The sequence below is a fragment of the Hyphomicrobium sp. genome (assembly GCF_036833075.1).
Classification (GTDB): Bacteria; Pseudomonadota; Alphaproteobacteria; order Rhizobiales; family Hyphomicrobiaceae; genus Hyphomicrobium_C.
On sequence record NZ_DAITQL010000003.1, the window covers coordinates 63,349 to 89,837 of the forward strand.

Consider the following 26,489-nt stretch of genomic DNA (forward strand, 5'->3'; position numbering starts at 1 on the left):
GCCGCGTCCGTGGCCCGATGCACATCGTTTTTTGTCTGGAGTGAGAAAGAGATGCGTTTGGTCCTGCTCGCGATCGCGCTTGCGGCCGCAACGGCATTCGTGCCCGTCGCGGCGTCCGCCGATGTCGTTGCCCGTATCAGTACGAGAGGCCAGACCATGGACGTCTACGTTCATGGAATGCACTACTACAGCTGGCCGGTTTCGACGGGACGCGGGCCTTACGCGACCCCGACCGGGTCCTTCCGGCCGAAACGGCTCGAGCGGCGCTGGTACTCCACGAAGTACAACAACGCGCCGATGCACTACGCCGTGTTCTACAGCGGCGGGTATGCGATCCACGCCACCACCGAGGTCGGACGGCTGGGGCGACCGGCGTCGCACGGCTGCATACGGCTCGCGCCGTCGCATGCGGCGCAGTTCTATACGCTGGTGCGCTCCCACGGGCCCGCACGCACGCGCATCACCATCACACGATAGACATAGCAAAGCGGGCGGCTCTAGAGCCGCCTGCTCCGATGACCTCTCCTCGAGCCGCCTGCATGTATGCGTCGTCCTCAACTCTTCCGGCCTCCCGCTTCCGCCGCACGTGGCGGGCCGGGCTCGCCGTTGCGGCGGTCATCGCCTATCCGGCCTGGACCCATCAGGCCCGGGCGGAGACGGAGATGGCCCGCGGCGACGGCGCGGAAAGCGTCCCGATCGTCACCATCATCAACAAGGCGCCGGCCGCAGCAGCGCACGAAGCGTTGCAGCCCGAGGCCACGCCGTCGGCTCCGTCACCGGTGCGCACCGTCCCTTCTGCGTCTGAGCCTACCCCGCACGCCGCTCCCGGCTCCGGGCCCGCGTCGGCCGGGGGCACCGGGATAGAGGCCGGCGATCGAGCGCCAGAGGCGGCCGAAAGCGTGGCGCCTCCACCGCCTCCCTTGCCGCCCACGCTTTCGATCGACATCGACCTCTCGCGCCAGCTCATGACGGTTACCGAGGACGGGGCGCGGATCCACACGTGGCAGATCTCATCGGCACGCTACGGCTTCCGCACGCCGACCGGCACCTTCCAGCCGACGTGGATGGCCAAGATGTGGTACTCGCGCCAGTACGATCTCGCGCCCATGCCGCATGCGATCTTCTTTCACAAGGGTGTCGCCATCCACGGCACCTACGCGACGCGCGCGCTCGGCAATCCGGCGTCGCACGGCTGCGTGCGTCTCGGGCTCGCCGACGCGGCGGCGCTGTACAAGCTCGTGACGCGACACGGCATCGAGCGGACCCGGATCGTCGTGCACGGCGCGCCCGATCATTCGACCGCGGGACGCGTGACGCGGATGGAGAGGAGGGCCGCGACGGAGGAGGTGGTGCGTTTCCGCCGCGCCTCACCCTACCGTTATCTGCCGCCAAGCTACTACGGGCGCGGGGTTGCCGCCGATGTCGGCGCCGCGCGCCGCGCCTACGGCGCGCCCCGGAACGGACCGCGCGGCGCGCCGCGGGGATATTCCTACGGCTACGGCTTCTAGACCATGATCACTTCAGGCCCGGTCAGCCTGAAGTCAGAACGGGTTCCAGGTCGGGCGGGGGGAGAAGCGCACGTAGCCGATGTTGGCGCCGAGGCGGAGACCCAGCCCCGAGCGGATCGGAGCCATCGTCACGTCGCCGCCCTGGAGCAGCGTCATGCCGACGCCGCCCACGAGATAGGCCGAGCCGTCGATGCCAGTGAAGCGACGGAAGAGCGCGTCCGGCTCGTGCAGATTGTAGATCAGGAACAGCGTGCGCGAGCCGGCGGCGCCGACGTCGTAGCCGATCGAGGGCCCGTGCCAGTAGACCCTCTGGCTGCCCCCGTTGCGCAGGTAGAGGGTCCCCTCGCCATAGCGCAAGCCGGCCAGGAACGCGCCGCCGCCTTCGGTGCCCAGCACATAGGCCGTGGGCCGGCCGGCCTTCTCGAAGGCGTGCTCGATCACGCTCGCGAGCGAGGTCGAGACGGTGCCGAAGAAGCCGCGGGTCGCCTCGCGGATCTCGTCGATGGTGTAGCCGCCGCCGTCGGCGTCGAACGACGTGGTGCCGTCGCCGTTCTCCTCGGGCGCGGGCAGCGCGTACGGCGCGCCGGGAGGCGGGACGTCGTAGTTGGGCTCCGCGGGCGGCATCGGCGGCGGCGGAATGATGGCCTGTGCCGTGGTCGTGCTCCAGTCCGAGACGCGGTCGGCGTCCTTTTCCGCGACGTCGGGCGCGGGTGCGGATGCTGCTGGCGGGGTTGGAGCGGGCTCGGCGGATGGCGCGGGCTTGGCCGCCGGCGCCGGGCTCGTGGGCGGCGCCTCGTTCGTCTTCGGCGTTTCCGCCCGGCGCAGCGGCGAGAGGGCCTCGGTCACGTCGGCTGCGGAGGGCTCGGCGGGCGCGGGAGCGGGTTTGGGCGGCGCTGCGGCGGCGCTCCGCTCGGGTTCGTCCTTGGCCACCTGCGTCGGCACGGCTGCGGCCGGCGGGGCCCCGATCTCCTGGTCGATCTTCGAGATGAGGTAGGCCGACTTGGCGCGCATCACGGCCATGAGCTCGCTCGAGGCCGCCTTGAGCTCGGTCAGGTTCGCGCAATCCCCGCTCGCCGCGCCGTCGGTGCTTTCAGGGCTACCAAGCGTATCGATCCTGCTCAGAAGCTCGCCGGCCTCGGCATCGAAAGCGTCGAGCTTGGGATCGCGGACCAGCTTGAGCCCTTTGGTCTCGTAGTCGGCATCGGTCCATTTCTTGTGGTCGCGGAGCGCCTGCAGCTTCGCCTTGAGCTTCGGCTGCGTCTCGGCGCTGAACGCGCGCAGCTCGGCAGCCGACGCATCGACGGCGTCGCCGAAGCTGTCGGCCGTGCAGGTCTCCGCGCCCGCGGAGCCGGCCATCAGCGCCAGCGCCATGGCCCAGCCTGCCGAGGCTGCGGCGAGTTTCCGTCTCATGCCCATCGAAAAGCTCTCTTTCGCCAGTTTTTGGCGTTTTTCGGGAGTTTAGCGACGAAAGCCCCTGAAACGGGATATTTTTTTGACAGGCGCGCCCGGGCTTTAGCCGATCCGGCTGCCGCCCGCCGTACCCCCTCGGCTCAAGGAACCGTACGCACGACGCTCGACATCGGCCGCTCGCTGCCCGCCGCGGGCAGGCCCTTCACGTCCTTCTCGATCATCTTGTCGTACTCGGCCAGCGTCTTGAGATCCTCCTTGGCCTTCATCTGCACGACTTTGTAGCCGCCGGCCTTGAGGGCCGCGAGCAGGGCCGGCATCGCCTTGGCCGTATGCGGCTGGATATCGTGCATCAGGATGATGCCTTTGCCGTTCTTCTCGAGCTTCTTCATGATGGTCTCGACGAGCTTCTCGGCGGTCTGGCGCTTGAAGTCGAAGCTGTCGACGTCGGTCGAGAACATGGCGATGTTGCGGCTCGCAAGATGGGCGAGGGTCGCCTGGGAGTCACGCAGATAGGGATAGCGGAAGAACGGCGAGATCGGCCCTCCGACCGCGCGGCGCACGCCGCTGATGCCCTTCTCGATTTCGTCCTTGGCCTCCTGGTCCGATTTCTTGCGCAGATCCTGATGCGACCAGGTGTGCGTGCCGACGGTGTGTCCGCGATGGGCGACGTCGCGAATGATCTCGGGCAGGCCGAGCGCCATTTTGCCGAGGCTGAAGAAGATCGCCTTCGTGCACTGTTCATCGAGCGCGTCGAGAATGGCCTTGGTCGTGCGCACCTGCGGCCCGTCGTCGAACGTGATGACGACCTCCTTGGGTTGGAGGAAGTCATAGGCTTTGTAATGGTCCATGCCGAAGCCCGGGCCGCCGGTGGTGTCGATCTCGACGGTGCGCGCGACGCCGAGCGCGTCGGGGTTGGCGCATGCGGCCTTGGGCGCTTCCGGCAGCGCTGCCGTCTCGGGAGGGGCCTTGGCGGTGGTCTTCTGCGGGGGTGTCTGAGCGGCCGCCGCGGTTGCGATCAGAACGAACAGCGTTGACAGCGTGGTGCGCATCGTGGGGTCCCTCCCGATTTGTGGCGGCCTTTCTAGCAGCAAAAGGTGGCCGCGGGGAGGTCGGCGGACGGACCTGGGGATAAGGTGGAGGAAAGCGGGAACGGGCGAAAGGCCCGCCGGCTCAGGAGCATTTGGCGGCGAGCTTGGACCGGAAGCGGGCAACGTCGACGACGATGCGGGTGTGCGTCGCCTTGCCGATCGATTCGATCGAATCCCACGCCTCGATGAGGAACGATAGCTTGCGCCCCTCGACCCCGGTGAGGGTCGCGCGCGCCGAGACGCGCTCACCCGGCGGGCTTGCGGCCGTGTGGCTCAAGTCCAGGTGGACGCCGAGGGAGGCTTCGCCGGCGGCCAGATGGAGTTCGACACAGGCAACGGCGGCCTGCTCCATGAGGGCGGCGAGGCTCGGCGTCGCGTAGACGGCGACACTGCCGCTGCCGACAGCGGGCGCGGTCATGGCCTCGGTGACGACGGCGCTGGCGTGGCCTTCGAGGCCCGCCCGCAACGCGCGGACCTCCGGTCGGTCGGTGGGGCTCATGCAGATCCTTTCAGGGCGCGGACATCCAGGATCTCACGGCCGCGCGCGCCTGTCACGCCAGCACCCTGTCACGCCAGGAACAGCGAGGGCGCGCGGGCCGGCGTAGGGTCCGGCCATGAACCACACGGGCCCGACCGATCGGCCCCATCATCCCGGAGGCTTCCAATGACCCGCACGCTCCGCAACGCCGCTCTCGCCACGCTTGCCGCCGCCACGGTCCTCGCGCCTTTCGCGCCCGGCGCCTTCGCCCGGGGCGGCAAGGAATATTTTTCGCAGACGTACGTCTTCGACAAGCCGATGAACGGCTACCAGGGTTTCTCCGGCGCCTATCACTGCTCCTACGTCAAGACGCCGAAGACGGTCTGCACCCGCGCCGGCTCGTGCAAGCGGGTCTGGGAGCTGCTGCAGACCTGCCAATAGTCTGCGCGCCACGCGTTTCGCCCGTTTCCTCCTCCACATCCATCCTGGCCCCGGTTTCGGGGCCTTCTTTTTTGGAGCACGGGACGGAAGAGAATATCAGCGGATGACACGCAGCTCCACGCGGCGGTCGAGCTGATAGAGCGCTTCGGCCGGGTAGCGTGAGCGGTCGACGCCCATGTAGGGCTCGGACTTGCCTTTGGGAGAGAGCGTGAGCGTCCCCGTGTAGCCGCCCTTCTTGAGCAGGCTCGCGACCGTCTCGAGCCGCTCGCGGGAGAGATCGTAATTGTACGCGTCGGTGCCGCGCTCATCGGCGTGGCCCGTGAGCTCGACGACGTTCAAGTGCTTCAAGCTCAGGTATTCGAGCAGGAGCGCGGCCGCGCGCTCGCCATCCGGCGTGAGCGTCGCCTCATTGTAGACGAACATGATGGGGACCGGGATGATGTCCGTCTTCACTCCGGCAGACGGCGGATCGGGCGCCGCTGCGACCGTGGCTTCGCCCGTGGATGTCCGCTCGGCGGGTTCGGCCGTCGGCGCGCTCGCGTTCGGCTGCACGTCGAGGACCGGTGGGGCTGCTGCTGCGAGGCTCTGTGCGTCGGATGCCGCCGCTTTTGGAGCTTCGCCGGCGGACACGGATTTCGCGGCGTCCGCGGTCTCTTGTTTCGCGTCCTCGCGGGCCTGCTCGACGAGGCTCTCGAACTTGCGCATGACGTCGCCGGCAACGCTCTCTGCCGACGACGGCGCCGGCTGCCCAGCGCTCGCGGTCCGAGGGGCCGGTTTCTGGGGCGCCGATTTCTCCGGTTCTGCCGGAGGCGTGCGGCTCACCTCATAGGTGAGGCTCGGGTCGGCGCTCGCGAACTTGTGTTCGGTCGAAAGCGTCCATTCGCCGTTCTCGTCCGTGCGCGCGGTGCCGGCTGGCTTGCCGTTCTCGAGCACCGTCACGTAGCTGTCGGCCGCAGCCCGGCCGGCGAATACGGACGTTCCGTCCGGAGAGATGCGCGAGATGTCGATGGAGACATCGCCGGGGGCGGAGGAGGACGACGATGATGAGGTGGAATCGCCGCCGAGAGCTTTGGCCGCCGCGTCGATGGCGGCTTCCGGAGAGGGCGGCGTCTCTTGCGGCGCATCCGTGGAAGCGGCCGCCTTGGCGGGATCCTTCGCGGCCGGCTCCTCATCCGTGACGGCGAGAGACCACGGCAACGGGATGCCGAGATGGCCGGCCGCGAAAATCGCAGCCGCACCGGCCGCGGCCAGCAGGACCAGACCAAGCGCAACGCGCCTGAGCATCGCCACTCTCCACCTCGATCGTAGCACCATGTCCGCGCACGATGAGCCAGCTTTGGCGCGTTATCAAGGCTCCGCGGCTATTTCTCCAGTCCGGGAAATGATTAGAGGCGCAGAGCGGCAATCGCCCTGCGCCTCGCGATGTCGTCACATCAGGCCAGCCGACGGCTCACCCCTTGTTGTCGGGGGCGGGAGCCTCCGGCTGCGGTCCGCGCTCGTCGGCCGGGCCGCGGTCACGGTCGCGCCTCCAATGCCCCTTGCCCTTGCCGGAACGCCCGCCGCGGTCGAGCTTGGCCTTCTGCTCGTCGGAGAGCGCGGCGTAGAACTTCTCGGCGGCGGGACGGAACGTCTTGAGGGCCTCGAGCGAGGTTTCGAGGCCGGCCTGCGTCTGGGCCAGGCGCTCGATCGGCGTGCGCTTCTGGCGCTGGCCGTCCTCGGCCGTGTCGGGACGCTTCGGGCACGCTTCGCTGAGCTTCCCGGCAGCCGCGCGCGCAGCGGCGCTGAACTCGTCGAAAGCCGCCTTCTGGTCGTCGGTGGGCTTCACGCGGTGCTCGATGCGAACCAGCATGTGGTCGGCAAACTCGGCGGCGTCGCCCCGGCAGATGCGGTGGTTGGGGCCGCCGAACGACAGACCCATGATGCCCGCTCCGCCGCCCATGTGGCGGTGCTTGTGGCCTTCCCAGTAGTTTCCGCGCTGGGCCATGGCGCCCGCGGCAACGAGCACAACCGCCGTCGCGGTGACGCCTGCCAGGATGTACTTGCCTTTCCGTGTCATGTGATCCGTCTCCTTGCTCGATCGGCGCCGAAGGCGTTGTTGCTGTCCGGGGGGAGCCGGAGCGCCGTCTTGCAGGGAGAACGGCGGAGGCGCGCAGTTCCGTCGCGCCTCCGCGTCGTTTACTGGCAGACTTTCTGGCGGGCGTGGCAGTCGGTCGCGATGACGCCGGTCTCGCACTTGTACGTCGTCGCGCCCGAAGGCTTGGCGTAGCCCGCGTTCTCGCGGATGTTCTTGAGCGCGGCATCGGCCATGAACTTGGCGATGTCTTCGTTGATGCCGGTGCCAACGGCGCCGATCTGCTTGCAGGCCGCGTTGGCGGTAGCGGGCAGGGTTGCGAGCAAACCGAGCGCGAGTGCGGTTGCCACGCCCTTGGCAATCAATCTCATGTTCATCCTCCATGACAGACGTCGGCCTTCGGGCGACATGCCTGCGGCCTCGGCGCGGGGACGCTGCGCCTTGCCCGGGGTTGAATTGTGGCGGAAAGGCGTCCGCGCCGCTGAATGGCCGGCGGGTGTGACGCGGAAGTCAACGGCGCGTGCAGCGCCGGTCTATTTGCACAACAGGAGGTCGCGGGCACCGGTATCGTCGGTGACGGTCAGCGTGCCGCCGGAGACCGTCAGCGTGAAGTCGTAAGGTTCGGCGCTGCCCTCGACCGTGCACTCCGACGTCACCTTCCACTCGTTGCCGGTGCCATCGACGGAGGTGAACCGGCAGTGCGTCTCGTACTGGTCGTAGCCGTCCTTCGACAGCATGAGGGGCGCCTCCTGGCGTTCCTGCGGCACCTTGCATTGCGCGAGGTCGGACGCCCAGGTGCCGACATAGGCCGGATCGTCTGCCGGATCGTCGGCATGTGCGGGAAGGCTCGCCATGAGGAGCGCGGCCAGAGCCGCCAGGGCCAGAGCGTGTCTCGGTCCGTGCGTGCGCATGCATTGATCTCCCGGATAGGTTCGAAGTCCAGGCAAGCGTTTTCGTCGCACGCCTGTCAAGGGGCGTATCGGGTGGTCCGGTGCCTGACACAATGCTATGCCATCCAGCCTTCGGGCCGGACGCATCGCCGGTCGCACGGGAGTGATCATGCTGAAACGGGTTTTGCTTGCGGCCCTCGCCGCCGTCGTTCTCTTCGGCGCCTACGTGGCGCTGCAACCTTCCGCCTACCGCATCGAGCGCACGGCGATCGTCGTTGCGCCGCCCGCCGCCGTGTTCGCCGAGGTCAACGACTTCCACAATTGGGCCGCATGGTCGCCATGGGCCGGGCTCGACCCCGATGCGAAGACGACGTTCGAGGGGCCGGTCGCGGGCGAGGGCGCGGTGTTCCATTGGTCCGGCAACGCGGAGATCGGCGAAGGCCGCATGACGCTTGCCGAGAGCAAGCCCGACGAGCGCATCCTGATCGACGTCGACTTCGTCAAGCCGTGGGCCGGCAGCCAGTCGAGCGAGTTCACGTTCAAGGCGGATGGCGCGCGCACCATCGTGACCTGGACCTCGTCCGGCGTGAAAGATTTCATCGGCAAGGCGATGTCCCTGTTCATGGACACCGACAAGATGATCGGCGCTCAATTCGAAAAAGGGCTCGCCAACCTCAAGGCCGTGACCGAGGCCAAGCTCGGCCACGCCCAGCCGGACCCGGTCGCTGACTGAGGAGGGCAGGCGTCAAGCCTTCTTGTTCTGCCCGCGCGGACGCCGCGCGCCGGTCGTGTCCAGCCGCGGCGCCACCCCGCCGAGAGCCGCGATGAAGGCTTGCGCGCCGGCGGGCGCACGCACTTTGCCGCCGTGGATGAAATAGACGAACACGTCGCGCGGGCCCTTGTCGCCCGTCGGGGGCGGAGCCACGCAATGGCCGGCCACCCGTTCCGGCACCCCGCCCTCGGCCCATGTTTGAGCGGCCGCGGCCCAGGCCGAGATCTCCTGTGCGGGATAGCAGGTCGGCACGTCGTCTGTGCCCTTCTGCAGACGCGCGTAGACGAACGTGCCCGAGGGATCGGCAATCGCCGGATACGTGGGATGATCCGCATACACGACCGGGACGCCGAAGCGGCGCACGAGCGCGACGAACGCTTCGCACTTGAACGAGGGATGGCGCACCTCGACGGCGTGGCGCAGCGTGCGGCCGTCGAAGCTCGCGGGCAGGAGCGCGAGGAAGGCGCCGAAATCGGCGGCGTCGAACGCCTTGGTCGGCGCGAACTGCCAGAACATCGGGCCCAGACGATCGGCCAGCATCGTGGGGCCCGAATCGAGGAAGCGCTTGATCGAGTCGCCTGCTTCGGCGAGCACGCGCCGGTTGGTGGCGAAGCGCGGGCCCTTGAGCGAAAACACGAAGCCGTCGGGCACCTCGCGCGCCCATTTCGCGAACGTGGCCGGCGTCTGCGAGCGATAATAGGTGCCGTTGATCTCGATGGAGGTGAGCGCCCGGCTCGCGAACCCGAGCTCCTTGGCGTGGGCGAGCTTGTCCGGGTAGAAAACGCCACGCCAGGGCTCGAAGGTCCAGCCGCCGATGCCGGCTCTGATGGCTCCACGCTCGCTCATGCGCTCCTCGACAGGATGTGCTCCTCGGCGCGCGCCCCCGTTGTCCCCAGCATAGACCGGCGGACGGCGGGGCGACAACCTGCCCGACCCAGCGGCTCCGTGCGCCAGGGCCGGCCGGTGTGGTAAAGCCGGTGAGGAAAGGAGCGCTGCGCTTCGTGGAATCGACCGACCAACAGACGGAAGCCGAAACGGCCAGCACGGAGACGGAGACCGAGCCGGCCGGCGAGACGCTTGCGCTCAGCGAGCGGCTGGTCGCGCCACCGGACAGAAACCAGCGGGCGTTCCGCCTGGCGCTGGTGGCCGCGCTCCTGGTCCACGCGTCGCTGCTGATCGAGATCGGGCGGAGTATGCCGCGTGCGATCGGAGACCGGTCGGGGGTGTCGGATGCGATCGCCGTCGATCTCGTGACGGAAGCCGATCTCCGGAGCCGCGAGACCGTGTCGCTGCCTGCCGCCGGCGCACCTGTGCCCCCGCCCGCGGCCGCACCGCAGCCGGACGAGCCGCAGCCGCCTGAGCCCAAGCCCCAGGCAGAGGAGCCGCAGCCGCAAGCGGAAGCCCCCGCTCCCAAGGCGCCAGCCCCAGAGGAGAAGCCCCAACAGCAGGCAGCGCTGCCGGATTTCGAAACCATGCTGCAGGATCTCGCGACGACGCCCTTGCCCGAGGAGGCCGCCAAAGAGACGCCGCAAGAGAAGCCCCAGGAGGCTAAAGAGGCCAAGGAGACCAAAGAGGTCAAAGAGACAAAGGAGACGGCGAAGCCCGCCGAGAAGGCGCCACCTTCTCCACCCCGCGAGAAGGCGCAGAAGCAGGCGCGGCTTGAGCCCACGCCGCGCGATCTCATGTCGGCTCCGCCGGGGCGCTCGGCGGCGGCCTCGCGTCCGCCGGGCATCACGCGCTCCGGTGAGAACGACGAGTTCGGGCGCGCCGTCGTGCGCGCGTTGCGCCAGACCATGCCGCCGCCGCGCGGCATCCTCGGCCGCGTCACCGTGCGGCTCATCCTGACCCAGAACGGAGACCTCGCAGAGGTGCGCGTGCTCGACGCGTCGGGCACGAGCCTCGACCAGAGCGTCGTCTTCGCGACCAAGCAGACCTATTTTCCGCTGCCGCCCTACAACGCCACCCTCGCGGACCGGACGTTCCTCATCACCTACGTCTACCGGTGAGGCGGCTCAGTCCTTGTTGAGGGTCTTGTCCAGGTCCGTATCCTGGCCGGCGAGGTGCTTGTCCTTGTCGGGCAGCACGTCGGCGACCGCCGAAAGGCGCTTCCAGGCAGGCTCCTGCGTTTCGGCGCCGGACTTCGGAACGAACGCCGATTCCTCGACCACGCTCATGCGGTGGATATAGCGCGGGCAGTTCGTGAACACGGATTCGATCGTGACGCGCACAATCATCTGCGCGCCGGGATAGCGCTCGAGCAGGGGATCGCCGTCGGCGATGCACGCGGAGCCGAGCACGCGCATGCGCGCCTGCCGCTCGAAGTCCACGAACAGCAGGCTGACCTTGCCGGTCTCGTTGATGTTGCCGGTCGAGAGGTGCATGCCGTTGCCGTTGTAGTCGGGAAAGGCCAGCGTGCGCGCGTCCGCGACGGTCACGAAGCCGCGTGCGCCTCCTTTGTACGAGCAGCTCGGCTGGCCGTAGGCATCGGCGGTGGCGAGGAAGAACATGTTCTGGCGGGCGATGAAGGCGGCATCGACGGCGCTCAGGTGGTCGTGAACGAGAACGGCCTCAAGGCGGTCTGCGAGCTTGCGGCTGCCGAAACGGTCCTGCAGGTCGCGCTGGCTGTCGGAGAAGAAGTCCGCGCGCTCGCCGGGCCCTGCCGGCCGGGCCGCGACCTCGTCGCAGGCGGCGACACAGGCAAGCTTGCCGACGCATTCGGTCCAGCTCACGCGGTAGATCTCGGCGGCGTCGCGCGCGGCGAGCTTCTCGTGCGTCAGCGTCAGCTCGGTGACACCGGGCTCGAGCTTTCTGAGCTCGGCCACAACGATCGACGTGCCTCCCCGCAAGGCGGGAACCGGGCCGTCGTAGATCCACGACAGCGCGACGCGGCGATCCTCGACGAGATCGAGATAAGTTCCGGAGAAGGCATAGGGCTTGCCGTCGCCGTTCACGCCTTCGAGGCGGAAGCTGCCGCCCGTCCTCAGGTCGACGGTGACGGAGGTGACCGTATCGGCTCCGGGCGCCAGCCACCGGGCGAGCAGCCTCGGCTCCGTCCAAGCGGCGTAGACGGCGCCGGTGGTCGCCTCCACCTTGCGCACCATCGTGACGGAAACGGTCCTATTTCTGTCGCGCACCGCCACCCTTGCCTCCAGTCCCCTCGGAAAGGACGCTTTCCAGCGCGTCGAGACGCTCCTGCCAGAACCTCTCGTACCCGCCGAGCCATTCGAAGGCTTCGCTCATCGCATCCGCATTGAGGTGGCAGACGTGGTTGCGGCCGACCACCTCGCGGTCGACGAGGCCGGCGCGCTCGAGCGTCTGCACGTGCTTGGATACGGCCGCGAGCGACATGGCGAAGCACGGCACCATCTCGCTGATGTGATGGGGCCGCTTGGCGAGCAAGCTCACGATCTCCCGCCGCGTCGCGTTGGCGAGGGCGTGAAAGAGGTGGTCCAGGTGCTCGTCGTTTCGCTCAACCATTTGATTGAATCTTTCATCGTGCGGCCGGATTGTCAATTCGAACCGCGGCTGTTTGTCAAACCGCGCGGCTTAATAACACTTCGAGCATTTTTGGCTTCGCGATTAAGTCCGTGCGCGTCGCGTTCACTGCAGCCGGCTCGCGATCGCCGGGCCCGCGTGACTTTCCCGTCCGCGGCAGGTATGACGCGGCTCGCTCCTCCGGCCGAGGGGTATGGCGGACCCCGGGGGAGGCTCGTTCATCGATGGCAGACGACACCCTCGTCCGGAGCGGAAAGGCCGAGGCGCGCGACTGGATCGGCCTCGCCGTTCTCGCGCTGCCCTGCATCATCTATTCGATGGACCTCACGGTGCTGCACCTCGCGGTGCCGCAGATCGCCGCCGCGCTGAGGCCGAGCTCGTCGGAGCTCTTGTGGATCGTCGACATCTACGGGTTCATGGTGGCGGGCGCCCTGATCACCATGGGAACGCTCGGCGACCGCATCGGGCGTCGCCGGCTGCTTCTGATCGGCGCGGCGGTGTTCGGCGTGACGTCCGCGCTCGCGGCGTTCTCCACGACCCCCACGTCTCTGATCGCGGCCCGTGCGCTCCTCGGCCTCGCGGCGGCGACGCTCGCGCCGTCGACGCTCTCGCTCATCCGCAGCATGTTCCATGACGACCGGGAGCGGGCGCTTGCGATCGGCGTGTGGGTGGGGTGCTTCTCGGTCGGCGCGGCGGTGGGGCCGGTCGTCGGCGGCTTCATTCTCGCCCATTACTGGTGGGGGGCGGTGTTCCTCATCAACATCCCGGTCATGCTTCTGCTGCTGGGGGTCGGCCCATACCTGCTGCGGGAGTTCCGCGACCCCGACGCGGGGCGGATCGATCTTCTGAGCGCAGCGCAGTCGATGGCAGCGGTGCTCGCGGTCATCTACGGCTTGAAGCGCATCGCCGAAGCGGGCCTGGCGCCGCTGCCGCTGTTCGCCGTCGGCGCGGGCGTTCTGATCGGCGCCTATTTCTTTCAGCGGCAGTCCGCGCTCGACGATCCGCTGATCGACATCGGCCTCTTTCGCATCCCCGCCTTCTCGGCGGCGCTCGGCACCAACATCGTGGCGCTGTTCATGGTGTTCGGCACGTTCCTGTTCATTGCGCAATACCTGCAGCTCGTGCTCGGCATGGGGCCGCTCGAGGCCGGTCTCTGGACAGCGCCTTCGGGCGTCGTCTTTGCGCTCGGATCGGTCGCGACGCCGTTTCTGGTGCGCCGCTTCGAGCCTTACGTCATCATCTCGGTGGGCTTCGTCATCACCGCCGCCGGCTTCCTCGTGCTGACGCAGCTCGGCGCGGCCGACGGTCCGTGGGTGCTGTTCCTCGGCATGATGATCCTGTGCCTCGGCGTCGCGCCGACGGGTGCGATCACGACGGACATCGTCTTGGCCAAGGCGCCACCCGAGCGCGCAGGCGCGGCCTCGGCGATCTCGGAGACCAGCTTCGAGTTCGGCGGCGCGCTCGGCATTGCCGTGCTCGGCAGCCTCGTCACCGCCGTCTATCGAAGCGCGATGGCCGGTGAGCCGCTCGCGGGCGTTCCGGTGCCGTCGATGGCGGCGGCTAGGGATACGCTCGGCGGCGCCGTTGCTGTGGCCGCCGAGCTCGGCGATCCGGCCCGGACGGCGCTTCTCGGCACGGCGCGGGAGGCGTTCGTGTCTGCCTTCGTGGCCGCTTCCGCCGTCTCGGCCGCGACCGCCCTCGGCGCGGCCGTGCTGGCGGTAATCACGCTCCGCAACGGGCGGCGGTGACGGTTCGGGGAGCGCGGGAAGTGCGCACGGTCCTCCGCGCGGACCGATCCTAATCGCGGCAGGGCACCGATATCACGCGGCCGACGTAAGGGATCTTGAACTTGCATTTGCGCTCCGGGACGACGCTTTCCACGTCCGCGTCCGTATCCGCGACCGGCGCAGCGGCAGTCGTCGTTGCGGGCGCGGCTTTCTCCGTCGCAACCGGCTGCGCGGAGATCGTGCCGGCCGCCGGCGCGGGTGCTTCTTCCGCCGCAGGTCTCCGCTTCGGCGCGCCGATCAGGGCCAGCGATGCGCTCGTGGCACCGGTGAACGTCTCGGTCGTCGCCGCGACCTGCGGAGGGGGCGTTGGGGCCTGAGGCGCATCGGCCTTTGCGGTCTCGGCCGGCTTCGCGGGCACGGCGGCCCTCTCCTCGCCGCAGCGCGCGATACTGTCGGGCGCGCGCTTCCAGGTGAAGGTCTTGCTGAAGAACGAGCCGGCGTTGCCGACCACGCGCAGTTTGTCGTCGCTCAAGCGGGTCAGCGCCACGCTGTATTTCCTGCCGCGGTCGGGGCTGTAGATCCAGCCGCCGCCGTCCGGCGTGACGTTGCCGAGAATTTGCATGCCGCAGCGCTTGGCGTTGGCGGCGTCCGTGATGTGGACCACGGTGCCGCAGAGGCCCGGACCGCCGGCGCACGGCGCAATCTCGACGGCGCCGCGTCCGTTGTGGTCGAACCAGATGCCGGTCGGGTCGCTCGTCGCGGCCTCGGAGCCCGAGGTCCAGATCAACGCGCCCGCGGCCGCGAGCGTCAATGTGCGAATGCTTGGAAACATGGCCCATCCTCTCCGTATCGCAAGGGTGTCTCTCGCAATGTCGATGGGGGATCTTTGGCGGCGGCGGCCGGGAGGCGCTATTCCGCGGGGAACAGGCCGGAAGGGAGAAGGCGCGCGCAAGGCGGACTGATCCGGGCCTCGCGGCCCGTCCACAGGGCGCGTTTGAACTCCGGGGAGCGTTTGATACGATCGGCCCGCAGCGGCCGCTGTGGCGCCTCTCCCCGAGGTGCCGCGGCCGCAGCGCGTCCTCGTCCATTCGCGTCGCACCTCGATACAAGGTTGCAAAGAGACGCGGGATCCCCGTTCGATCTGACCGCCGGAGAGCGGCACGTGTCACTCAAATCCCTCCGTCACCGCTGCGAGTACGGCGCCCTCGTGCTGGCCATGAGCGCGATGCGCCTGGCCGGCGTCGACGCGTCGGCCAGCGTCCTGGCCTGGCTCGCGCGGCTCATCGGACCGCGGACGCGCCGTCACGGGCAGAGCCTCAGGAACCTCGCCATTGCCTTTCCCGACCGCAGCCCCGCCGAGCATGCACGCATCGCGCACGCGATGTGGGACAACATGGGCCGCATCGCCGCCGAGCTCATGCTCATCGACCGCGTGATCGCCGACCCAGCCCGCATCGACATCCGCGGAACCCAGGGGCTCGAGGCGGCCGTGCGGGAGCGCGTGCCGCAGGTCGGCGCGACGCCGCATCTCGGGAACTGGGAGCTCACGATCTGGCCCGTGAAGCTGCTTGGCGGCGATCCGGCCGCCGTCTACCGGCCGCTGGCCAACCCGTACATCGACAGGCTCGTGCGGTCGCGGCGCACCGCCCTGTTCAGCGGCGGCCTTTTCGCGAAAGGCAAGGAGGACGGGCCGCGGGCCGCGAAGGGATTGATCGATTTCGTGCGCGGCGGCGGATGGCTCGGCTTCGTCTGCGATCATGTGGACCGGCGCGGGGTCGACGTGACGTTCCTCGGACAGTCCGTCCGCGTCTCGTACGTCCCGGCGCTGATCGCCCGCCACACCGACGCGTGGCTATGGGTGGCGCGGACGGTGCGTCTCGGGGCGCAAAGCCGGTTCCGCCTCGACGCCGTCCGCCTCGACATGCCGGTGAGCGACGACAAGCGGCGCGACGCGCATCGGGCGACGGAGTTGATCTTCCGCCAGTTCGACGCCTGGATCCGCGAGCATCCCGAGCAGTGGCAGTGGTGGAACATCCGCCCGCCAAGGGCTTCCGGGGGGCGCACGGCGACAAAAGCCGATGCAGGCCTGCGCGCGCTCGGATGACAGGCGTCGAGCACGAGCGTGGCCCGCGATCTCCCGCGAGCCGCGCCCGTCCCGGCCTATTTCACGTCGAGAAGCTCGACGTCGAACAGAAGCGTCGCGTTGGGCGGAATGACGCCGCCTGCGCCGCGCGCGCCGTAGCCGAGCTGCGGCGGGATGATCAGCGTGCGCTTGCCGCCGACCTTCATCGTCGACACGCCTTCGTCCCAGCCGGCAATCACCTGTCCGGTGCCGACCGAGAACGCGAAGGGCTCGCCGCGGTCGACGGAGCTGTCGAACTTCGTCCCCTTCTTGCCGTCCTCGTAGAGCCAGCCCGTATAGTGCACGACGCCGGTCTGGCCCTTCTGAGGCGTCGCGCCCGTGCCGACCGTCGTGTCGATGATCTTGAGGCCCGAGGCCGTCGTCGTTTCTTCCGCCGCGGCAGGGGCCGCCGCACCCGCGGCGAGGGCGCTCAGCGCCACGGCAAAGGCAAACGCCACAAACGCACCGGCGCGCATTGGTATCCGCATACGTGTCTCACTTTCTTTCTGCAGCCTTGGAAATCGCGGCCGCGAGCCTACTGGTTCTTGGCCTGCGCTTCCATTTCCTTGAGGTAGTTCTCAATGTCCTCCTGCGTGACCTCGTTGTTGGTCACCAGCGCCTTCAGGCACTCCTTTGACAGGTCGGTGGCCTTGGAGCGCATGCAGGCGCGCAGCTCCTCGCTGCCGACCTCGAGGCTGTCGCAATGCTTGTGGTAGTCGTCGCGGCAGGCGTTGCGCACCGCGTCGTTGACCTCGGCAATAGCGGTGCCCGCGGCGAGGCTTGCGGCGAGCGACGCAATGGCGAGAATTCGTTTCATGGCATGGATCCCTGTTGGCTGGCCCTCTCTGAAGCCGGCAGCTCTTTAGCACGACTCCCGAGGCCGTGGTGTGGCGCGGGCTGAGGGGCGGCCTCAGGCCGCGCAAAAACTTTCCGATCCGAAGCGCAAACCGACATTGTTTGGACCTAAACGGAATGCTAGCTCGCGCACGCGGTTCGCGCCTGCCGTTCCAGGGGGCGCAAAGCCGCGCCGGGAGACCCGAGGAGACGTTCGATGCCGAAAAGAATTCTGCTTGCGATCGTGTCGGCGGTCGCGCTTTTGATGCCTCTCGCGAGCGCCGAGGCACAGCGCCGCTCCGAGGACTGGCGGCCGGACAACCGTGCCGATTGGGACCTGTTGGGCACGGCCCAGATCGGTACCCGCATCGAGCGCGACACGATCGACGTCGGGCGCCGCGAAGGGCGGTTCAGCTCGATCGGCTTCACCGTCACGGGCGGCGATGCCCGCGTGGAGGAGCTCAGGATCTATTACGGTGGCGGCGGCGGGAGCGACGTGCTCCGCGTCGGCGAGGTGTTCAAGGCCGGGTCCCGGTCGCGACCCATTGACCTTCCGGGGCGCGCGACCGTCATCGAGCGCATCGAGATCGCCTATCGCGCGTTCGGGCCGGTGAAGATCGATTTCTATGGCGAGCGGCAGCGCGAGGCGCGCTGGGACGTGCTCGGCTGCCAGCGCGTGGGCTTCCTCGATACCAGCGACACGATCCGCGTCGGACGGCGTGAAGGCGCCTTCCGGGCCATCAAGCTGCAGGTCAAGGACGCGACGCTTCGGCTCAACAAGGTGCGCGTCACCTTCGGCGACCGCTCCACGCAGACCTTCGACGTGCGCGCCGCGATTCCGAAGGGAACGGAGACGCGGCCCTTCGATCTCGACGGACGCCGGCGCGTGATCGAGCGCATCGACCTCGAGTACATTCCCTCGCTCGCGCTCAAGAAAGGCCCCGAAGTGTGCGTGCTTGCGACCGAAGGCGGCGGCGGGTTCGGGGGCGGCCCCGGTCCGGGCTCCGGGCGCCGGTAGGCAATCGATTTCCTGATCCAGAAGCGGCCGTTCGGCGACGGCCGCGAAGCTGAAATCTCCCATGGAGGACCACTTACGATGCGCAAATCGACTGCCGCCGCAGCGGCCTTGGCGGCCACTCTGACGGTCGCGCCCGCACTGGCGGCCCCGCCGGCCGACCAGGATGCCTGCAACCAGCTCGCCTACAGCTACGCCGAGAAGGCCGCGGGACAGAAGCTCCCCGAGGCCCAGGCCATAAAAGTCGACGAGTTGATCGGCAAGCTCGAGGGCCAATGCAGCGAAAGCAAGTTCGCGGAGGCCGAAGCGACCGCGAAAGAGATCGACGCTTTGCTGAAATAAAGCGCCGGCGGGCTCGGACGAGCAGAAACGGAGGCGGGGTTCCCTTGCGGTGCCCCGCCTTTTTTCCGTTCAGTGCTCGGCCGGCTTGGGCCTCGCGTGCGCATGGCTGAGGTGATCGACATAGGCGATGCCGATGGCGGACAGGATGAAGGTGACGTGGATGATGGTCTGCCACATCACGCCAGCCTCTGTGAGCTTTGCGCCTTCCATGCCGAGGTTGCCGGCCTCGATGAACGTCTTGAGCAGGTGGATCGACGAGATGCCGATGATGGCCATGGCGAGCTTGATCTTGAGCACGCTGGCGTTGACGTGGTCGAGCCATTCGGGCTGGTCGGGATGGTCCTGCAGGCGCAGGCGGGAGACGAAGGTCTCGTAGCCGCCGACGATGACCATCACGAGCAGGTTTGAGATCATCACCACGTCGATCAGGCCGAGCACGATCAGCATGATCTGCTGCTCGCCGAAGTCCGTGGCGTGGGCCAGGAGGTGGATCAGCTCCTTCATGAACAGGAACACGTAGACGCCCTGGGCGATGATCAGCCCCAGGTAGAGCGGGACCTGCAGCCAGCGGGATCCGAAGATCAGCGTGGCGAGGGTGCGCAATGGCGAGCGGTCGAGATCGGCAGACATGCGTGTAGGCCCTTGCGGTTGCTGCGGCGAATATATGCCGCGGGCGGCCGGATAGCATTGCGCCCGGGGGGTCTGGTATGCGGCATACAGGGGCGCCACGCACGTCTGTAATTTTCCCGATGGGGAGAGAAGGCGGCCGGAGGCGTGAAGCCCGGGGAGATCGAGGGAAGCCGGCCGGGGGCGGCTCGGGAATGCGGGATTCGGACGGATCCGAGGTAAGCGCCCCGCCTGCGGGCTTGCGCGCACGCCGGCTTTTTGCTCATACCGAGGGGACTTGCGGCGTCGCGCCCCTTCGGGGGAGGGCGGCGTCGGCCGCAACGAGGCGAGAACGGAGTTCACGACATGACCGACACGACATCCACCGACGAGGCCATCGCCGAGCTCAGGCGCCAGGTCTCCGAGCTCTCCGGGCTCTCGCTCGCGACGGGCGTGCTGCTGACGCAGCTCCTGCAATCGATGACGCTCAAGGAGCTGAGCCCGCAGCGGGCGGCGACCAAGATCATCGCCAACGCGCGCGAGGCCGTCGAGGGGTTCACCTCGATGCCCGGGCATGCCGACCCGGTCATGAAGGCGCGCGCGCTCGATGCAGTCGAGCAGTACGAGACGCAGATCCGCAGCGTGTTGCCGGTCTGAGGCGCGCGTACCCGGAGGAAGGCGACGATCTACGCCTCCTCCGGCCCGGTCAGCGTTACGCCCGGCGCCAGCTTGGCGCGCCGGATGGCGAGCATCGTCTTGACGCTCGCCACATTGGGAGCGGCCGTCAGCACCTTGAGTACGAAGTCCTGAAACGCGGGCAGGTCGGGCGCCACGCACTTCAGGATGTAATCGCTCTCGCCGGAAAGCATGTACGCCTCGCGCACGATGGGCCAGCCGAGCACGCGGTTCTCGAACGCGTTGAGGTCGGGCTCCGCCTGGCTGTACAACCCGACCATGGCGAACGCCGTGAGCGCGAAGCCGAGCGCGCGCTCGTCGACCAGCGCCGTATAGCCCTGGATGACGCCCGCATCCTCGAGCGCCCGCACGCGCCTGAGGCACGGCGGGGCTGAAAGCCCCACGCGCTGCGCCAGCGCCACGTTGGTCAGGGCACCGTCGGCCATCAGCTCACGCAGGATGCGCCGGTCTGTTGCGTCGAGACGAAGCGCCATGAACGGTCTCTCCTGATGGTCGAAACTGAATCCCAAGTCTCGTCAAAAGCTTGGCGCGCGGATCCGATTCAATCAGCACCAACCGCGCTTAAGGCACCTGCGCAACGAATGCAAAGATTTATCACAACTTCCGTGCGTACAATTGCGCAATGTGCAGCCGTAGCCGGGACTCGACAGCCGGCGACGGACCGCAGAAGGTGGCCGGCATGAGCAGCCCCACCCCCGTTGCCGGCCCGACGCAGGACAGCCCCGCGCGACCGCTCGCCGGCGCCAAAGCCTGGATCATCAGCGACGGCAAGGCCGGCCACGAGGCGCTCTGCCGGGGCGTGGCCGATGCCCTCGAGCTGTCGGTCGAATGGAAGCGCGTGGCGCCCTCCGGCCTCTGGAAGGCGATGGCCCCGTGGGGCCCGGTCGCCCCGCGCGAGCGCTTCGGCGAGCCGGGATCCCTCTTCGCCCCGCCATGGCCCGAGATCGCGCTCGCCGCCGGCCGCACGACGACGCCCTACATCCGCGCGCTGAAGCGCAAGGCGGGCTTCAAGACCTATACCGTCGTCATGATGGATCCCAAGACCGGGCCGGGCTCGGCCGACCTCTTCTGGGTGCCCGAGCACGACAAACGGCGCGGCCCGAACGTGATCGCGACGCTCACTGCCCCGCACCCGCTCTCGCCGGCGCGTCTCGCGGACATCCGCGCGCATCCCGACCCCGCGCTCGATGCCCTCCCGGCGCCGCGCGTGGCCGTCCTGGTCGGGGGGCCGAACGAGCGCTACCGCTATCCCCCGCCGGTCGTCGCCGGATTTGCGCGCCTCGTACACTCGCTCGCAGACCTCGGCGCGGGGCTCATGATCACCACCTCGCGCCGCACGCCGCCCGACCTCATCGCCGCCCTCGAAGCCACCGTCGCCGGAACGCCAGCCGTGCTCTGGAAAGGCGAAGGAGACAACCCGTATCCGCAGTTCCTCGCCAAAGCCGATGCGTTCCTGGTCACCGCCGACAGCATCAACATGACGGGCGAAGCCGCGGCGACCGGCCGGCCCATCTACGTCTTCGCCCCCGACGGGGGAGCCACGAAGTTCGACGCCTTCCACGCAGCGCTCGAAACCAGGGGCGTGACGCGCCCGGCGCCCGAGCGCTTCGCCGCGCTCGAGGTTTGGAGCTACGCGCCGGTCTATGCCGCGTGCGCGATCGCCGACGAGATCGCGCGCCGCTGGCAGCGCCGCCGCACCCTGTTTCCGGGCTTGACGTGACCGGCGCGAATGCACCCCCGCGTGGAGACCCGATGACCGCCATGGCACCGGCGCCGCCTCTCATCCGGGCCGGCGGCACGCGTTCCGGCACGCCCGCGCCGTCGCGTCCTCTGCGCCTCTGGCGGTGGATCGAGATGGCGATCCTGTTCGGGCTCGCCCCCGTCGTCATGCGCTGGCTCGTGCACGGCGAGCGCATTCCGCTGCTCTCCGACTACATCCCGCCAGGAACCAGGATCCCGATCTTCGTCGCCCTCGTGCCGGTGCTCGTCGTCGCCGTCGTCCTGCTCCTGATCGATCCGACGTTCCGCCTCCGCGACGAGCTCGCGCGCGGCATCGGCAGGCGCAACGCGCTGACGATCGCGATGATCTTCCTGATCGCCGGCAGCGCCGCCGCCCTCTGGGTGAGGCACGCGCATCCAAGCTGGTTTCTCGAATTCCCCGCCAACCGCCCCGAGACCTATTGGCGCATCATGATCGCCTATCCATTGTTCTCGGTGGCCGCGCAGGAATTACTCTACCGCTCGTTCTTCTTCCATCGCTACGGACCGCTGTTCGGCCCGCACGCGTGGCTGATCGTGATCGTGAACGGCCTGCTCTTCGGCTTCGCGCACATCGTGATGAACTCCGCCTTTGCCATTGCCGCGACGGCCCTCGGCGGCCTGATCCTGGCCGCGCGCTACGCGGTGACGCGCTCGTTCTGGGCGGTGTTCGTCGAGCATACGCTGTGGGGCTGGCTGATCTTTACCATCGGCCTCGGCCGCTACTTCTTCACCGGCGTCTCGAATGTGTGAGGCCGGACGGCGCTCAACTGAAGAGTTTGAACATGCCGGCGATCATGGCAAACGCAGCGATAGTCGCAAGCGTGTGCTGGAGGAGCCGGACATCGAGGTGATCCTTGGTTACGAGATCGGCCCGGCCGAGATCGTTGACAATCCGGCTGACCGCCTCGGCCTGGGGCGTGGGAAGCCCTGCCTTTTCCAGCTGTTGCGCGACCTTCAGCGTACCCATGCTCAACATACTACCCCCTCCTCCGATGCAGGTCCATGTACCGTCGAAGAACTGAGGCTGACGTTGAGATCCGTCGCGTGATCCGCTAGAAGACGCTCCAATCCCGAATTCTTCGACCAGAGAGGCGCCCCCAATGGCCGCAGCCCATCAGTACGTCTATCACATGCACAAGCTCTCCAAGGCCTATCCGGGGGGCAAGCAGGTCCTGAAGGACATCTCGCTGTCGTTCCTGCCGGGCGCCAAGATCGGCGTCGTGGGCCTGAACGGCGCCGGCAAGTCCACGCTCCTGAAGATCATGTCCGGCACCGTCGACGACTTCCTCGGCGAAGCGCGCGCCGCCGACGGCATCAAGGTCGGCTATCTGCCGCAGGAGCCGGAGCTCGATCCCGAGAAGGACGTGCTCGGCAACGCCATGGAAGGCGTCGCGGAGAAGAAGGCCATCCTCGACCGCTACAACGAGATCGCCGCCAACTACTCTGAGGAGACCGCCGATGAGATGACGGCGCTCCAGGACCAGATCGACGCGCTTGGCCTGTGGGACCTCGACACCCAGGTCGAGCAGGCGCTCGACGCGCTGCGCTGCCCGCCGGGTGAGGCGGACGTAACCAAGCTCTCGGGCGGCGAGAAGCGCCGCGTAGCGCTGACGCGGCTCCTGCTGTCGAAGCCGGACATCCTGCTGCTCGACGAGCCCACCAACCACCTCGACGCCGAGAGCGTCGCCTGGCTCGAGCACTTCCTCAAGGAGTACACGGGCTGCGTGATCCTCGTCACCCACGACCGCTACTTCCTCGACAACCTCACCGACTGGACGCTGGAGCTGGACCGCGGCCAGGGCGTGCCGTGGAAGGGCAACTATTCGAGCTGGCTCGAGCAGAAGGCCAAGCGCGCCGAGAGCGAGAAGGCCGCCGAGGAAGGCCGCCAGAAGCAGATGGCGCGCGAGCTGGAATGGATCCGCTCCTCGCCCAAGGCCCGCCAGGCGAAATCAAAGGCGCGTATCGCCGCCTACGACAAGCTCGTCGAGCAGGCCGGACGCGAGGAGGTTGGCAAGGCGTCGTTCCAGATCGCGGCCGGCCCGCGCCTGGGCGACATGGTCATCGAGGCGGAGGGCCTCTCCAAAGCCTTCGGCGACCGCCTGTTGATCGATGACCTCTCCTTCAAGCTGCCGCCGGGCGGCATCGTCGGCGTCATCGGCCCCAACGGCGCCGGCAAGACGACGCTGTTCAAGATGCTGACCGGGGCGGAGCAACCCGACAAGGGCACCATCAAGCTCGGCCCGACGGTGAAGCTCTCCTACGTCGACCAGTCGCGCAGCCACCTCGACGACAAGAAGACCGTCTGGGAGGAGATCTCGGGCGGCCTCGATATCATGAAGTTCGGCGACAAGCGCGAGATGAGCTCGCGCGCCTACTGCGGCTGGTTCAACTTCAAGGGGCCGGACCAGCAGAAGAAGGTCGGCCTGCTCTCGGGCGGCGAGAGAAACCGCGTGCACTTGGCCAAGATGCTGAAGGAGGGCGGCAACCTGCTGCTCCTCGACGAGCCGACCAACGACCTCGACACCGAGACGCTGGGCGCCCTCGAAGCCGCCCTCGAGGACTTCCCCGGCTGCGCCGTCGTGATCTCGCACGACCGCTTCTTCCTCGACCGCCTGGCGACCCACATCCTGGCCTTCGAGGGCGACAGCCACGTCGAATGGTTCGAAGGCAACTTCGAGGCCTATGAGGAGGACAAGAAGCGCCGCCTCGGCGACGCCGCCGTGGAGCCACATCGCATCAAATTCAAGCGCTTCGAGCGGTAAATCCGCGCCGGCGGCCGGCTCCGCGGAGCGGAGTCGCCGGCGCCAACGAAAGCGCGCCCCACCGCATCAAGTTCAAGCGCTTCGAGCGGTAGGCCCGGCGATCCTCGGAGAAGCGCGGTCGATGAGAAAGGCTGACCCTATGGCGCCGACGCTCTACGCCCACCCGTTCTCGTCCTACTGCCAGAAGGTGCTGATCGCGCTCTACGAGAACGCGACGGCGTTCGCGTATCGCGAGCTCGGCCCCGAGGACCCGGCGGCCGGGGAGGCGTGGGCGGCGCTCTGGCCCGTGAAGCGGATGCCGGTGCTCGTCGACGGCGGCCGCACGGTGCTCGAATCCTCGACCATCATCGAGCACCTGGACCGGCACCATCCAGGCCCCGTGCGGCTCGTCCCGGAGGATCCCGACGCGGCGCTGGAAGCACGCATGATGGACCGCGTCTTCGACAATTACGTCATGACGCCCATGCAGAAGATCGTGCTCGATCACCTGCGGCCCCAGGCCGACCGCGACGCCTATGGCGTCCGCCAGGCCCGCGACCTGCTCGACACGATCTACGGCTGGCTCGACGAAAAGCTTGCCGGTCGGAAGTGGGCGATTGGCGACGCCTTCACACTCGCAGATTGCGCCGCCGCGCCGTCGCTCTTCTATGCCGACTGGGTGCACGAGATCCCGGCTGCCCGCGCAACGCTCAAGGCGTACCGCGCCCGCCTCCTCGCGCGCCCGTCGGTTGCGCGCTGCGTCGAGGAGGCGCGTCCCTTCCGCCGCTTCTTTCCGCCCGGTGCGCCGGACCGCGATTAGCGAGCACGCGCGCAGCCTTGAGATCGGCCACGAACGCGTCATAAGCCGCGCGCTTCGCCGCGGCGTCCGGAATGCGCAAGAGATACGACGGATGCACGGTGATGTAGCCCAGAACGCCGTCGAAGCGGAACGCGCCGCGGAGCTTGGTGACGGGCAGCGCCTTGCCGGCGAGCGCGAGCACCGCCGTTGCCCCGAGCGCCACGACGAGCTTCGGCGCAACGATTTCCAGCTCGCGCTTGAGCCACCAGCGATAATGGCTGACTTCGCCCGCCGTCGGCTTCTGGTGCAGCCGGCGCTTGCCGCGTTGCTCGAACTTGAAGTGCTTGACGGCGTTCGTGACGTAGGACGCCTCGCGGCGGATCCCTGCATCCCCCATCGCACGGGTCAAAAGCTCGCCAGCCGGGCCGACGAACGGCCGGCCCTGAAGATCCTCCTGGTCGCCCGGCTGCTCGCCGACGAAGGCGAGCGCGGGATGGAGCGGGCCTTCGCCGAGCACGGCGCGCGTGCCGCCCGGCACGTTGGGATCCGCCGCCGAGATGATCGCATTGAGCTCGGCCAGGGTGCGAACCCCGGTCAGCGCCTCGGCCGGCGCGGGGGCTCTCGAAGGGGCCGCTTGCGGTTTCATGCGCTCTCAACGCACGAACCTCACATGCGGCGCACGCCGCCGGCAGATTTATTTCGTGTACGCCTGCTCGACGTTGCGCGCCTTGTCGAGGTTCACGATCGCGTCGCGCCCGACGACGTGCTCGAGATGCGCGGAGGCGAGGTCCGCGCCGTTGAAATCGGCCTTCGCCACGTTGGCGCCGGTGAAGTCGGCGCCCGCGAGCCCGGCGCCGGCGAGAATGCTGCCCGAGAGGTCGGCGTCCTTCAGCGAAGCGAATTCGAGCACGGCGCCGATTAGCCCCGCGTTCGTCACCTTCGCGCCGTCGAGCTTCGCCGAGCGCAGCACGAACGGATGACGGCGGCTCGCACGCGCCGGAACGCCATTCGTCATGTTGACGCCGTCGAGGATCGCCTGAACGAGGCTCGCCTGTGTCAGATCGCTGGCGACGCGGGCATGCGAAAGGTTGGCGCGGTCGAGCGTGGCGCCCTGGAGCTGGGCCGAGACGAGGCTCGCGCCTTTGAGGTTGGCGCCCGTGAGGTCGGCTTCGAGCCCCCACGCCTGATCGAGTGTGGCGCCCGAGAGGTTTGCGCCGGCCAGCTTGGTGCCGTTGAGACGCGCGGCCTGCAGGTTCGCGCCGTGGAGATCGAGACCCGAGAGGTCGAGGCGGTTGAGCCCGCGGCCGTTGAGCTCGACGCCGCCTGACGTTCCGGCTGCCGCGATCAGCGCTTCGACGTCGGCCCGCGTCATGTCCGCCTTGGTGAAGGCGTCCGACGTCCTGTCGATATACTGCAGAAGATCCTGGGCAGCGGCGGGCGGCGCGGCAGAGAAAGTGAGCGCGAGCAGCGCCGCGCAGCCGAGCATGAGCTTCGTGGGCATGGGAAGTCCGTCCCTGGAGTTTCTGTCTTGGGACGGAGATTAGCAGCAGGCGACCGTCCCCGAGCGATCAGAATTTCGGCGCCCCGCCATCAGCCTGCCTGATCCGCCCGCCACAGGAGGCGCCCCGCGACCGCGGGCGGCGTCGCGAGGCGAGCCCCGGTACGCTAAAGCGTTTTCAAGCGAAGTGGACAC

At 68.2% G+C, this 26,489-nt stretch carries 31 protein-coding genes and 1 pseudogene; 14 read left to right on the plus strand and 18 right to left on the minus strand.

Going from position 1 to position 26,489, the window contains the following annotated elements; all coding sequences use genetic code 11:
- Positions 1-51: 51 nt before the first annotated feature.
- On the plus strand, positions 52-477 hold the full coding sequence (locus V7082_RS01995) for a L,D-transpeptidase (protein WP_334145876.1): 426 nt from the start codon (positions 52-54) through the stop codon (positions 475-477).
- 62 nt (positions 478-539) lie between these two features.
- On the plus strand, positions 540-1,508 hold the full coding sequence (locus tag V7082_RS02000; protein ID WP_334145878.1) for a L,D-transpeptidase: 969 nt from the start codon (positions 540-542) through the stop codon (positions 1,506-1,508).
- Between the two features lie 33 nt (positions 1,509-1,541).
- Here V7082_RS02000 and V7082_RS02005 read toward each other — a convergent pair whose 3' ends face one another.
- From V7082_RS02005 to V7082_RS02015, 3 genes are all read right to left on the minus strand, one after another.
- Complete coding sequence (locus V7082_RS02005) at positions 1,542-2,918, minus strand: DUF1134 domain-containing protein (RefSeq protein WP_334145880.1); 1,377 nt, start codon at positions 2,916-2,918, stop codon at positions 1,542-1,544.
- A 140-nt stretch (positions 2,919-3,058) separates the two neighbouring features.
- Complete coding sequence (locus tag V7082_RS02010; RefSeq protein WP_334145882.1) at positions 3,059-3,967, minus strand: polysaccharide deacetylase family protein; 909 nt, start codon at positions 3,965-3,967, stop codon at positions 3,059-3,061.
- 121 nt (positions 3,968-4,088) lie between these two features.
- Complete coding sequence (locus V7082_RS02015; RefSeq protein ID WP_334145884.1) at positions 4,089-4,505, minus strand: thioesterase family protein; 417 nt, start codon at positions 4,503-4,505, stop codon at positions 4,089-4,091.
- A 165-nt stretch (positions 4,506-4,670) separates the two neighbouring features.
- Between V7082_RS02015 and V7082_RS02020 the strand changes: the two genes are divergently transcribed.
- Positions 4,671-4,925, plus strand: coding sequence for a hypothetical protein (locus tag V7082_RS02020; RefSeq protein WP_334145886.1), 255 nt, complete (start codon positions 4,671-4,673; stop codon positions 4,923-4,925).
- 96 nt (positions 4,926-5,021) lie between these two features.
- Here V7082_RS02020 and V7082_RS02025 read toward each other — a convergent pair whose 3' ends face one another.
- The 4 genes from V7082_RS02025 to V7082_RS02040 all read right to left on the minus strand — a co-directional run bounded on the left by V7082_RS02025 (position 5,022) and on the right by V7082_RS02040 (position 7,907).
- A complete protein-coding gene (locus V7082_RS02025) occupies positions 5,022-6,209 on the minus strand; it encodes an OmpA family protein (RefSeq protein WP_334145888.1) in 1,188 nt (395 codons plus the stop codon).
- A gap of 166 nt (positions 6,210-6,375) precedes the next feature.
- On the minus strand, positions 6,376-6,981 hold the full coding sequence (locus tag V7082_RS02030) for a Spy/CpxP family protein refolding chaperone (protein ID WP_334145890.1): 606 nt from the start codon (positions 6,979-6,981) through the stop codon (positions 6,376-6,378).
- 119 nt (positions 6,982-7,100) lie between these two features.
- Positions 7,101-7,367 carry a hypothetical protein gene (locus tag V7082_RS02035; RefSeq protein WP_334145891.1) on the minus strand — a complete coding sequence of 89 codons (267 nt, stop codon included), beginning with the start codon at positions 7,365-7,367 and terminating at the stop codon, positions 7,101-7,103.
- Positions 7,368-7,529: 162 nt separating this feature from the next.
- On the minus strand, positions 7,530-7,907 hold the full coding sequence (locus tag V7082_RS02040; RefSeq protein WP_334145893.1) for a hypothetical protein: 378 nt from the start codon (positions 7,905-7,907) through the stop codon (positions 7,530-7,532).
- 148 nt (positions 7,908-8,055) lie between these two features.
- On the opposite strand from V7082_RS02040, the gene V7082_RS02045 reads away from it, so the two are divergent.
- Positions 8,056-8,619, plus strand: coding sequence for an SRPBCC family protein (locus V7082_RS02045; RefSeq protein ID WP_334145895.1), 564 nt, complete (start codon positions 8,056-8,058; stop codon positions 8,617-8,619).
- A gap of 12 nt (positions 8,620-8,631) precedes the next feature.
- Here V7082_RS02045 and V7082_RS02050 read toward each other — a convergent pair whose 3' ends face one another.
- On the minus strand, positions 8,632-9,504 hold the full coding sequence (locus V7082_RS02050) for a DUF72 domain-containing protein (protein WP_334145897.1): 873 nt from the start codon (positions 9,502-9,504) through the stop codon (positions 8,632-8,634).
- Positions 9,505-9,659: 155 nt separating this feature from the next.
- On the opposite strand from V7082_RS02050, the gene V7082_RS02055 reads away from it, so the two are divergent.
- Positions 9,660-10,664 (plus strand): energy transducer TonB family protein, encoded by a 1,005-nt coding sequence (locus tag V7082_RS02055; protein WP_334145899.1) that lies wholly within the window; start codon positions 9,660-9,662, stop codon positions 10,662-10,664.
- A 6-nt stretch (positions 10,665-10,670) separates the two neighbouring features.
- Here the strand turns inward: V7082_RS02055 and V7082_RS02060 are convergent, their stop codons facing one another.
- Together V7082_RS02060 and V7082_RS02065 are read right to left on the minus strand one after the other, a co-directional pair.
- Positions 10,671-11,792, minus strand: coding sequence for an SRPBCC domain-containing protein (locus V7082_RS02060; RefSeq protein WP_334145900.1), 1,122 nt, complete (start codon positions 11,790-11,792; stop codon positions 10,671-10,673).
- On the minus strand, positions 11,776-12,135 hold the full coding sequence (locus V7082_RS02065) for an ArsR/SmtB family transcription factor (protein WP_334145902.1): 360 nt from the start codon (positions 12,133-12,135) through the stop codon (positions 11,776-11,778). Before V7082_RS02065 ends, V7082_RS02060 begins: the two co-directional genes overlap by 17 nt.
- Before the next feature lie 242 nt (positions 12,136-12,377).
- On the opposite strand from V7082_RS02065, the gene V7082_RS02070 reads away from it, so the two are divergent.
- Positions 12,378-13,901 carry an MFS transporter gene (locus tag V7082_RS02070; RefSeq protein WP_334145904.1) on the plus strand — a complete coding sequence of 508 codons (1,524 nt, stop codon included), beginning with the start codon at positions 12,378-12,380 and terminating at the stop codon, positions 13,899-13,901.
- Positions 13,902-13,950: 49 nt separating this feature from the next.
- On the opposite strand, the gene V7082_RS02075 is transcribed toward V7082_RS02070, so the two are convergent.
- Complete coding sequence (locus V7082_RS02075) at positions 13,951-14,712, minus strand: DUF2147 domain-containing protein (protein ID WP_334145906.1); 762 nt, start codon at positions 14,710-14,712, stop codon at positions 13,951-13,953.
- A gap of 330 nt (positions 14,713-15,042) precedes the next feature.
- On the opposite strand from V7082_RS02075, the gene V7082_RS02080 reads away from it, so the two are divergent.
- The gene (locus V7082_RS02080; protein ID WP_334145908.1) at positions 15,043-15,984 is read left to right on the plus strand and encodes an LpxL/LpxP family acyltransferase; all 942 of its coding nucleotides are present in this window, start codon (positions 15,043-15,045) and stop codon (positions 15,982-15,984) included.
- 56 nt (positions 15,985-16,040) lie between these two features.
- Here V7082_RS02080 and V7082_RS02085 read toward each other — a convergent pair whose 3' ends face one another.
- Together V7082_RS02085 and V7082_RS02090 are read right to left on the minus strand one after the other, a co-directional pair.
- Positions 16,041-16,490 carry an FKBP-type peptidyl-prolyl cis-trans isomerase gene (locus V7082_RS02085; RefSeq protein ID WP_442909743.1) on the minus strand — a complete coding sequence of 150 codons (450 nt, stop codon included), beginning with the start codon at positions 16,488-16,490 and terminating at the stop codon, positions 16,041-16,043.
- Positions 16,491-16,537: 47 nt separating this feature from the next.
- Positions 16,538-16,819 (minus strand): hypothetical protein, encoded by a 282-nt coding sequence (locus V7082_RS02090; RefSeq protein ID WP_334145910.1) that lies wholly within the window; start codon positions 16,817-16,819, stop codon positions 16,538-16,540.
- A 234-nt stretch (positions 16,820-17,053) separates the two neighbouring features.
- Between V7082_RS02090 and V7082_RS02095 the strand changes: the two genes are divergently transcribed.
- Positions 17,054-17,854 carry a hypothetical protein gene (locus V7082_RS02095; RefSeq protein ID WP_334145912.1) on the plus strand — a complete coding sequence of 267 codons (801 nt, stop codon included), beginning with the start codon at positions 17,054-17,056 and terminating at the stop codon, positions 17,852-17,854.
- Positions 17,855-17,932: 78 nt separating this feature from the next.
- Positions 17,933-18,193, plus strand: coding sequence for a hypothetical protein (locus V7082_RS02100; RefSeq protein WP_334145914.1), 261 nt, complete (start codon positions 17,933-17,935; stop codon positions 18,191-18,193).
- A 69-nt stretch (positions 18,194-18,262) separates the two neighbouring features.
- Here the strand turns inward: V7082_RS02100 and V7082_RS02105 are convergent, their stop codons facing one another.
- Positions 18,263-18,823, minus strand: a complete 561-nt coding sequence (locus V7082_RS02105) for a TIGR00645 family protein (RefSeq protein ID WP_334145916.1) — start codon at positions 18,821-18,823, stop codon at positions 18,263-18,265.
- Between the two features lie 342 nt (positions 18,824-19,165).
- Here V7082_RS02105 and V7082_RS02110 point away from each other — a divergent pair, with 342 nt between their 5' ends.
- Positions 19,166-19,456: a hypothetical protein gene (locus V7082_RS02110; protein ID WP_334145918.1), complete on the plus strand. Its 291-nt coding sequence runs from the start codon at positions 19,166-19,168 to the stop codon at positions 19,454-19,456.
- Positions 19,457-19,485: 29 nt separating this feature from the next.
- On the opposite strand, the gene V7082_RS02115 is transcribed toward V7082_RS02110, so the two are convergent.
- Positions 19,486-19,968, minus strand: a complete 483-nt coding sequence (locus V7082_RS02115; protein ID WP_334145919.1) for an Lrp/AsnC family transcriptional regulator — start codon at positions 19,966-19,968, stop codon at positions 19,486-19,488.
- 206 nt (positions 19,969-20,174) lie between these two features.
- Between V7082_RS02115 and V7082_RS02120 the strand changes: the two genes are divergently transcribed.
- A complete protein-coding gene (locus V7082_RS02120) occupies positions 20,175-21,215 on the plus strand; it encodes a mitochondrial fission ELM1 family protein (RefSeq protein ID WP_334145920.1) in 1,041 nt (346 codons plus the stop codon).
- A 32-nt stretch (positions 21,216-21,247) separates the two neighbouring features.
- On the plus strand, positions 21,248-22,006 hold the full coding sequence (locus tag V7082_RS02125) for a CPBP family intramembrane glutamic endopeptidase (protein ID WP_334145921.1): 759 nt from the start codon (positions 21,248-21,250) through the stop codon (positions 22,004-22,006).
- A gap of 13 nt (positions 22,007-22,019) precedes the next feature.
- Here the strand turns inward: V7082_RS02125 and V7082_RS02130 are convergent, their stop codons facing one another.
- Complete coding sequence (locus V7082_RS02130) at positions 22,020-22,223, minus strand: hypothetical protein (RefSeq protein WP_334145922.1); 204 nt, start codon at positions 22,221-22,223, stop codon at positions 22,020-22,022.
- A gap of 133 nt (positions 22,224-22,356) precedes the next feature.
- On the opposite strand from V7082_RS02130, the gene ettA reads away from it, so the two are divergent.
- Together ettA and V7082_RS02140 are read left to right on the plus strand one after the other, a co-directional pair.
- Entirely contained in the window at positions 22,357-24,018 is a 1,662-nt protein-coding gene (gene ettA / locus V7082_RS02135; RefSeq protein WP_334145923.1) for an energy-dependent translational throttle protein EttA, read from the plus strand.
- Between the two features lie 139 nt (positions 24,019-24,157).
- Positions 24,158-24,817 carry a glutathione S-transferase family protein gene (locus V7082_RS02140; protein WP_334145977.1) on the plus strand — a complete coding sequence of 220 codons (660 nt, stop codon included), beginning with the start codon at positions 24,158-24,160 and terminating at the stop codon, positions 24,815-24,817.
- Here V7082_RS02140 and V7082_RS02145 read toward each other — a convergent pair.
- Together V7082_RS02145 and V7082_RS02150 are read right to left on the minus strand one after the other, a co-directional pair.
- A pseudogene (locus tag V7082_RS02145) lies at positions 24,816-25,442 on the minus strand (UdgX family uracil-DNA binding protein); the annotation flags it as partial. The gene V7082_RS02140 and the pseudogene V7082_RS02145 sit on opposite strands and share 2 nt — an antisense overlap.
- 48 nt (positions 25,443-25,490) lie before the next feature.
- A complete protein-coding gene (locus tag V7082_RS02150; protein WP_334145925.1) occupies positions 25,491-26,297 on the minus strand; it encodes a pentapeptide repeat-containing protein in 807 nt (268 codons plus the stop codon).
- Between the last annotated feature and the right edge of the window lie 192 nt (positions 26,298-26,489).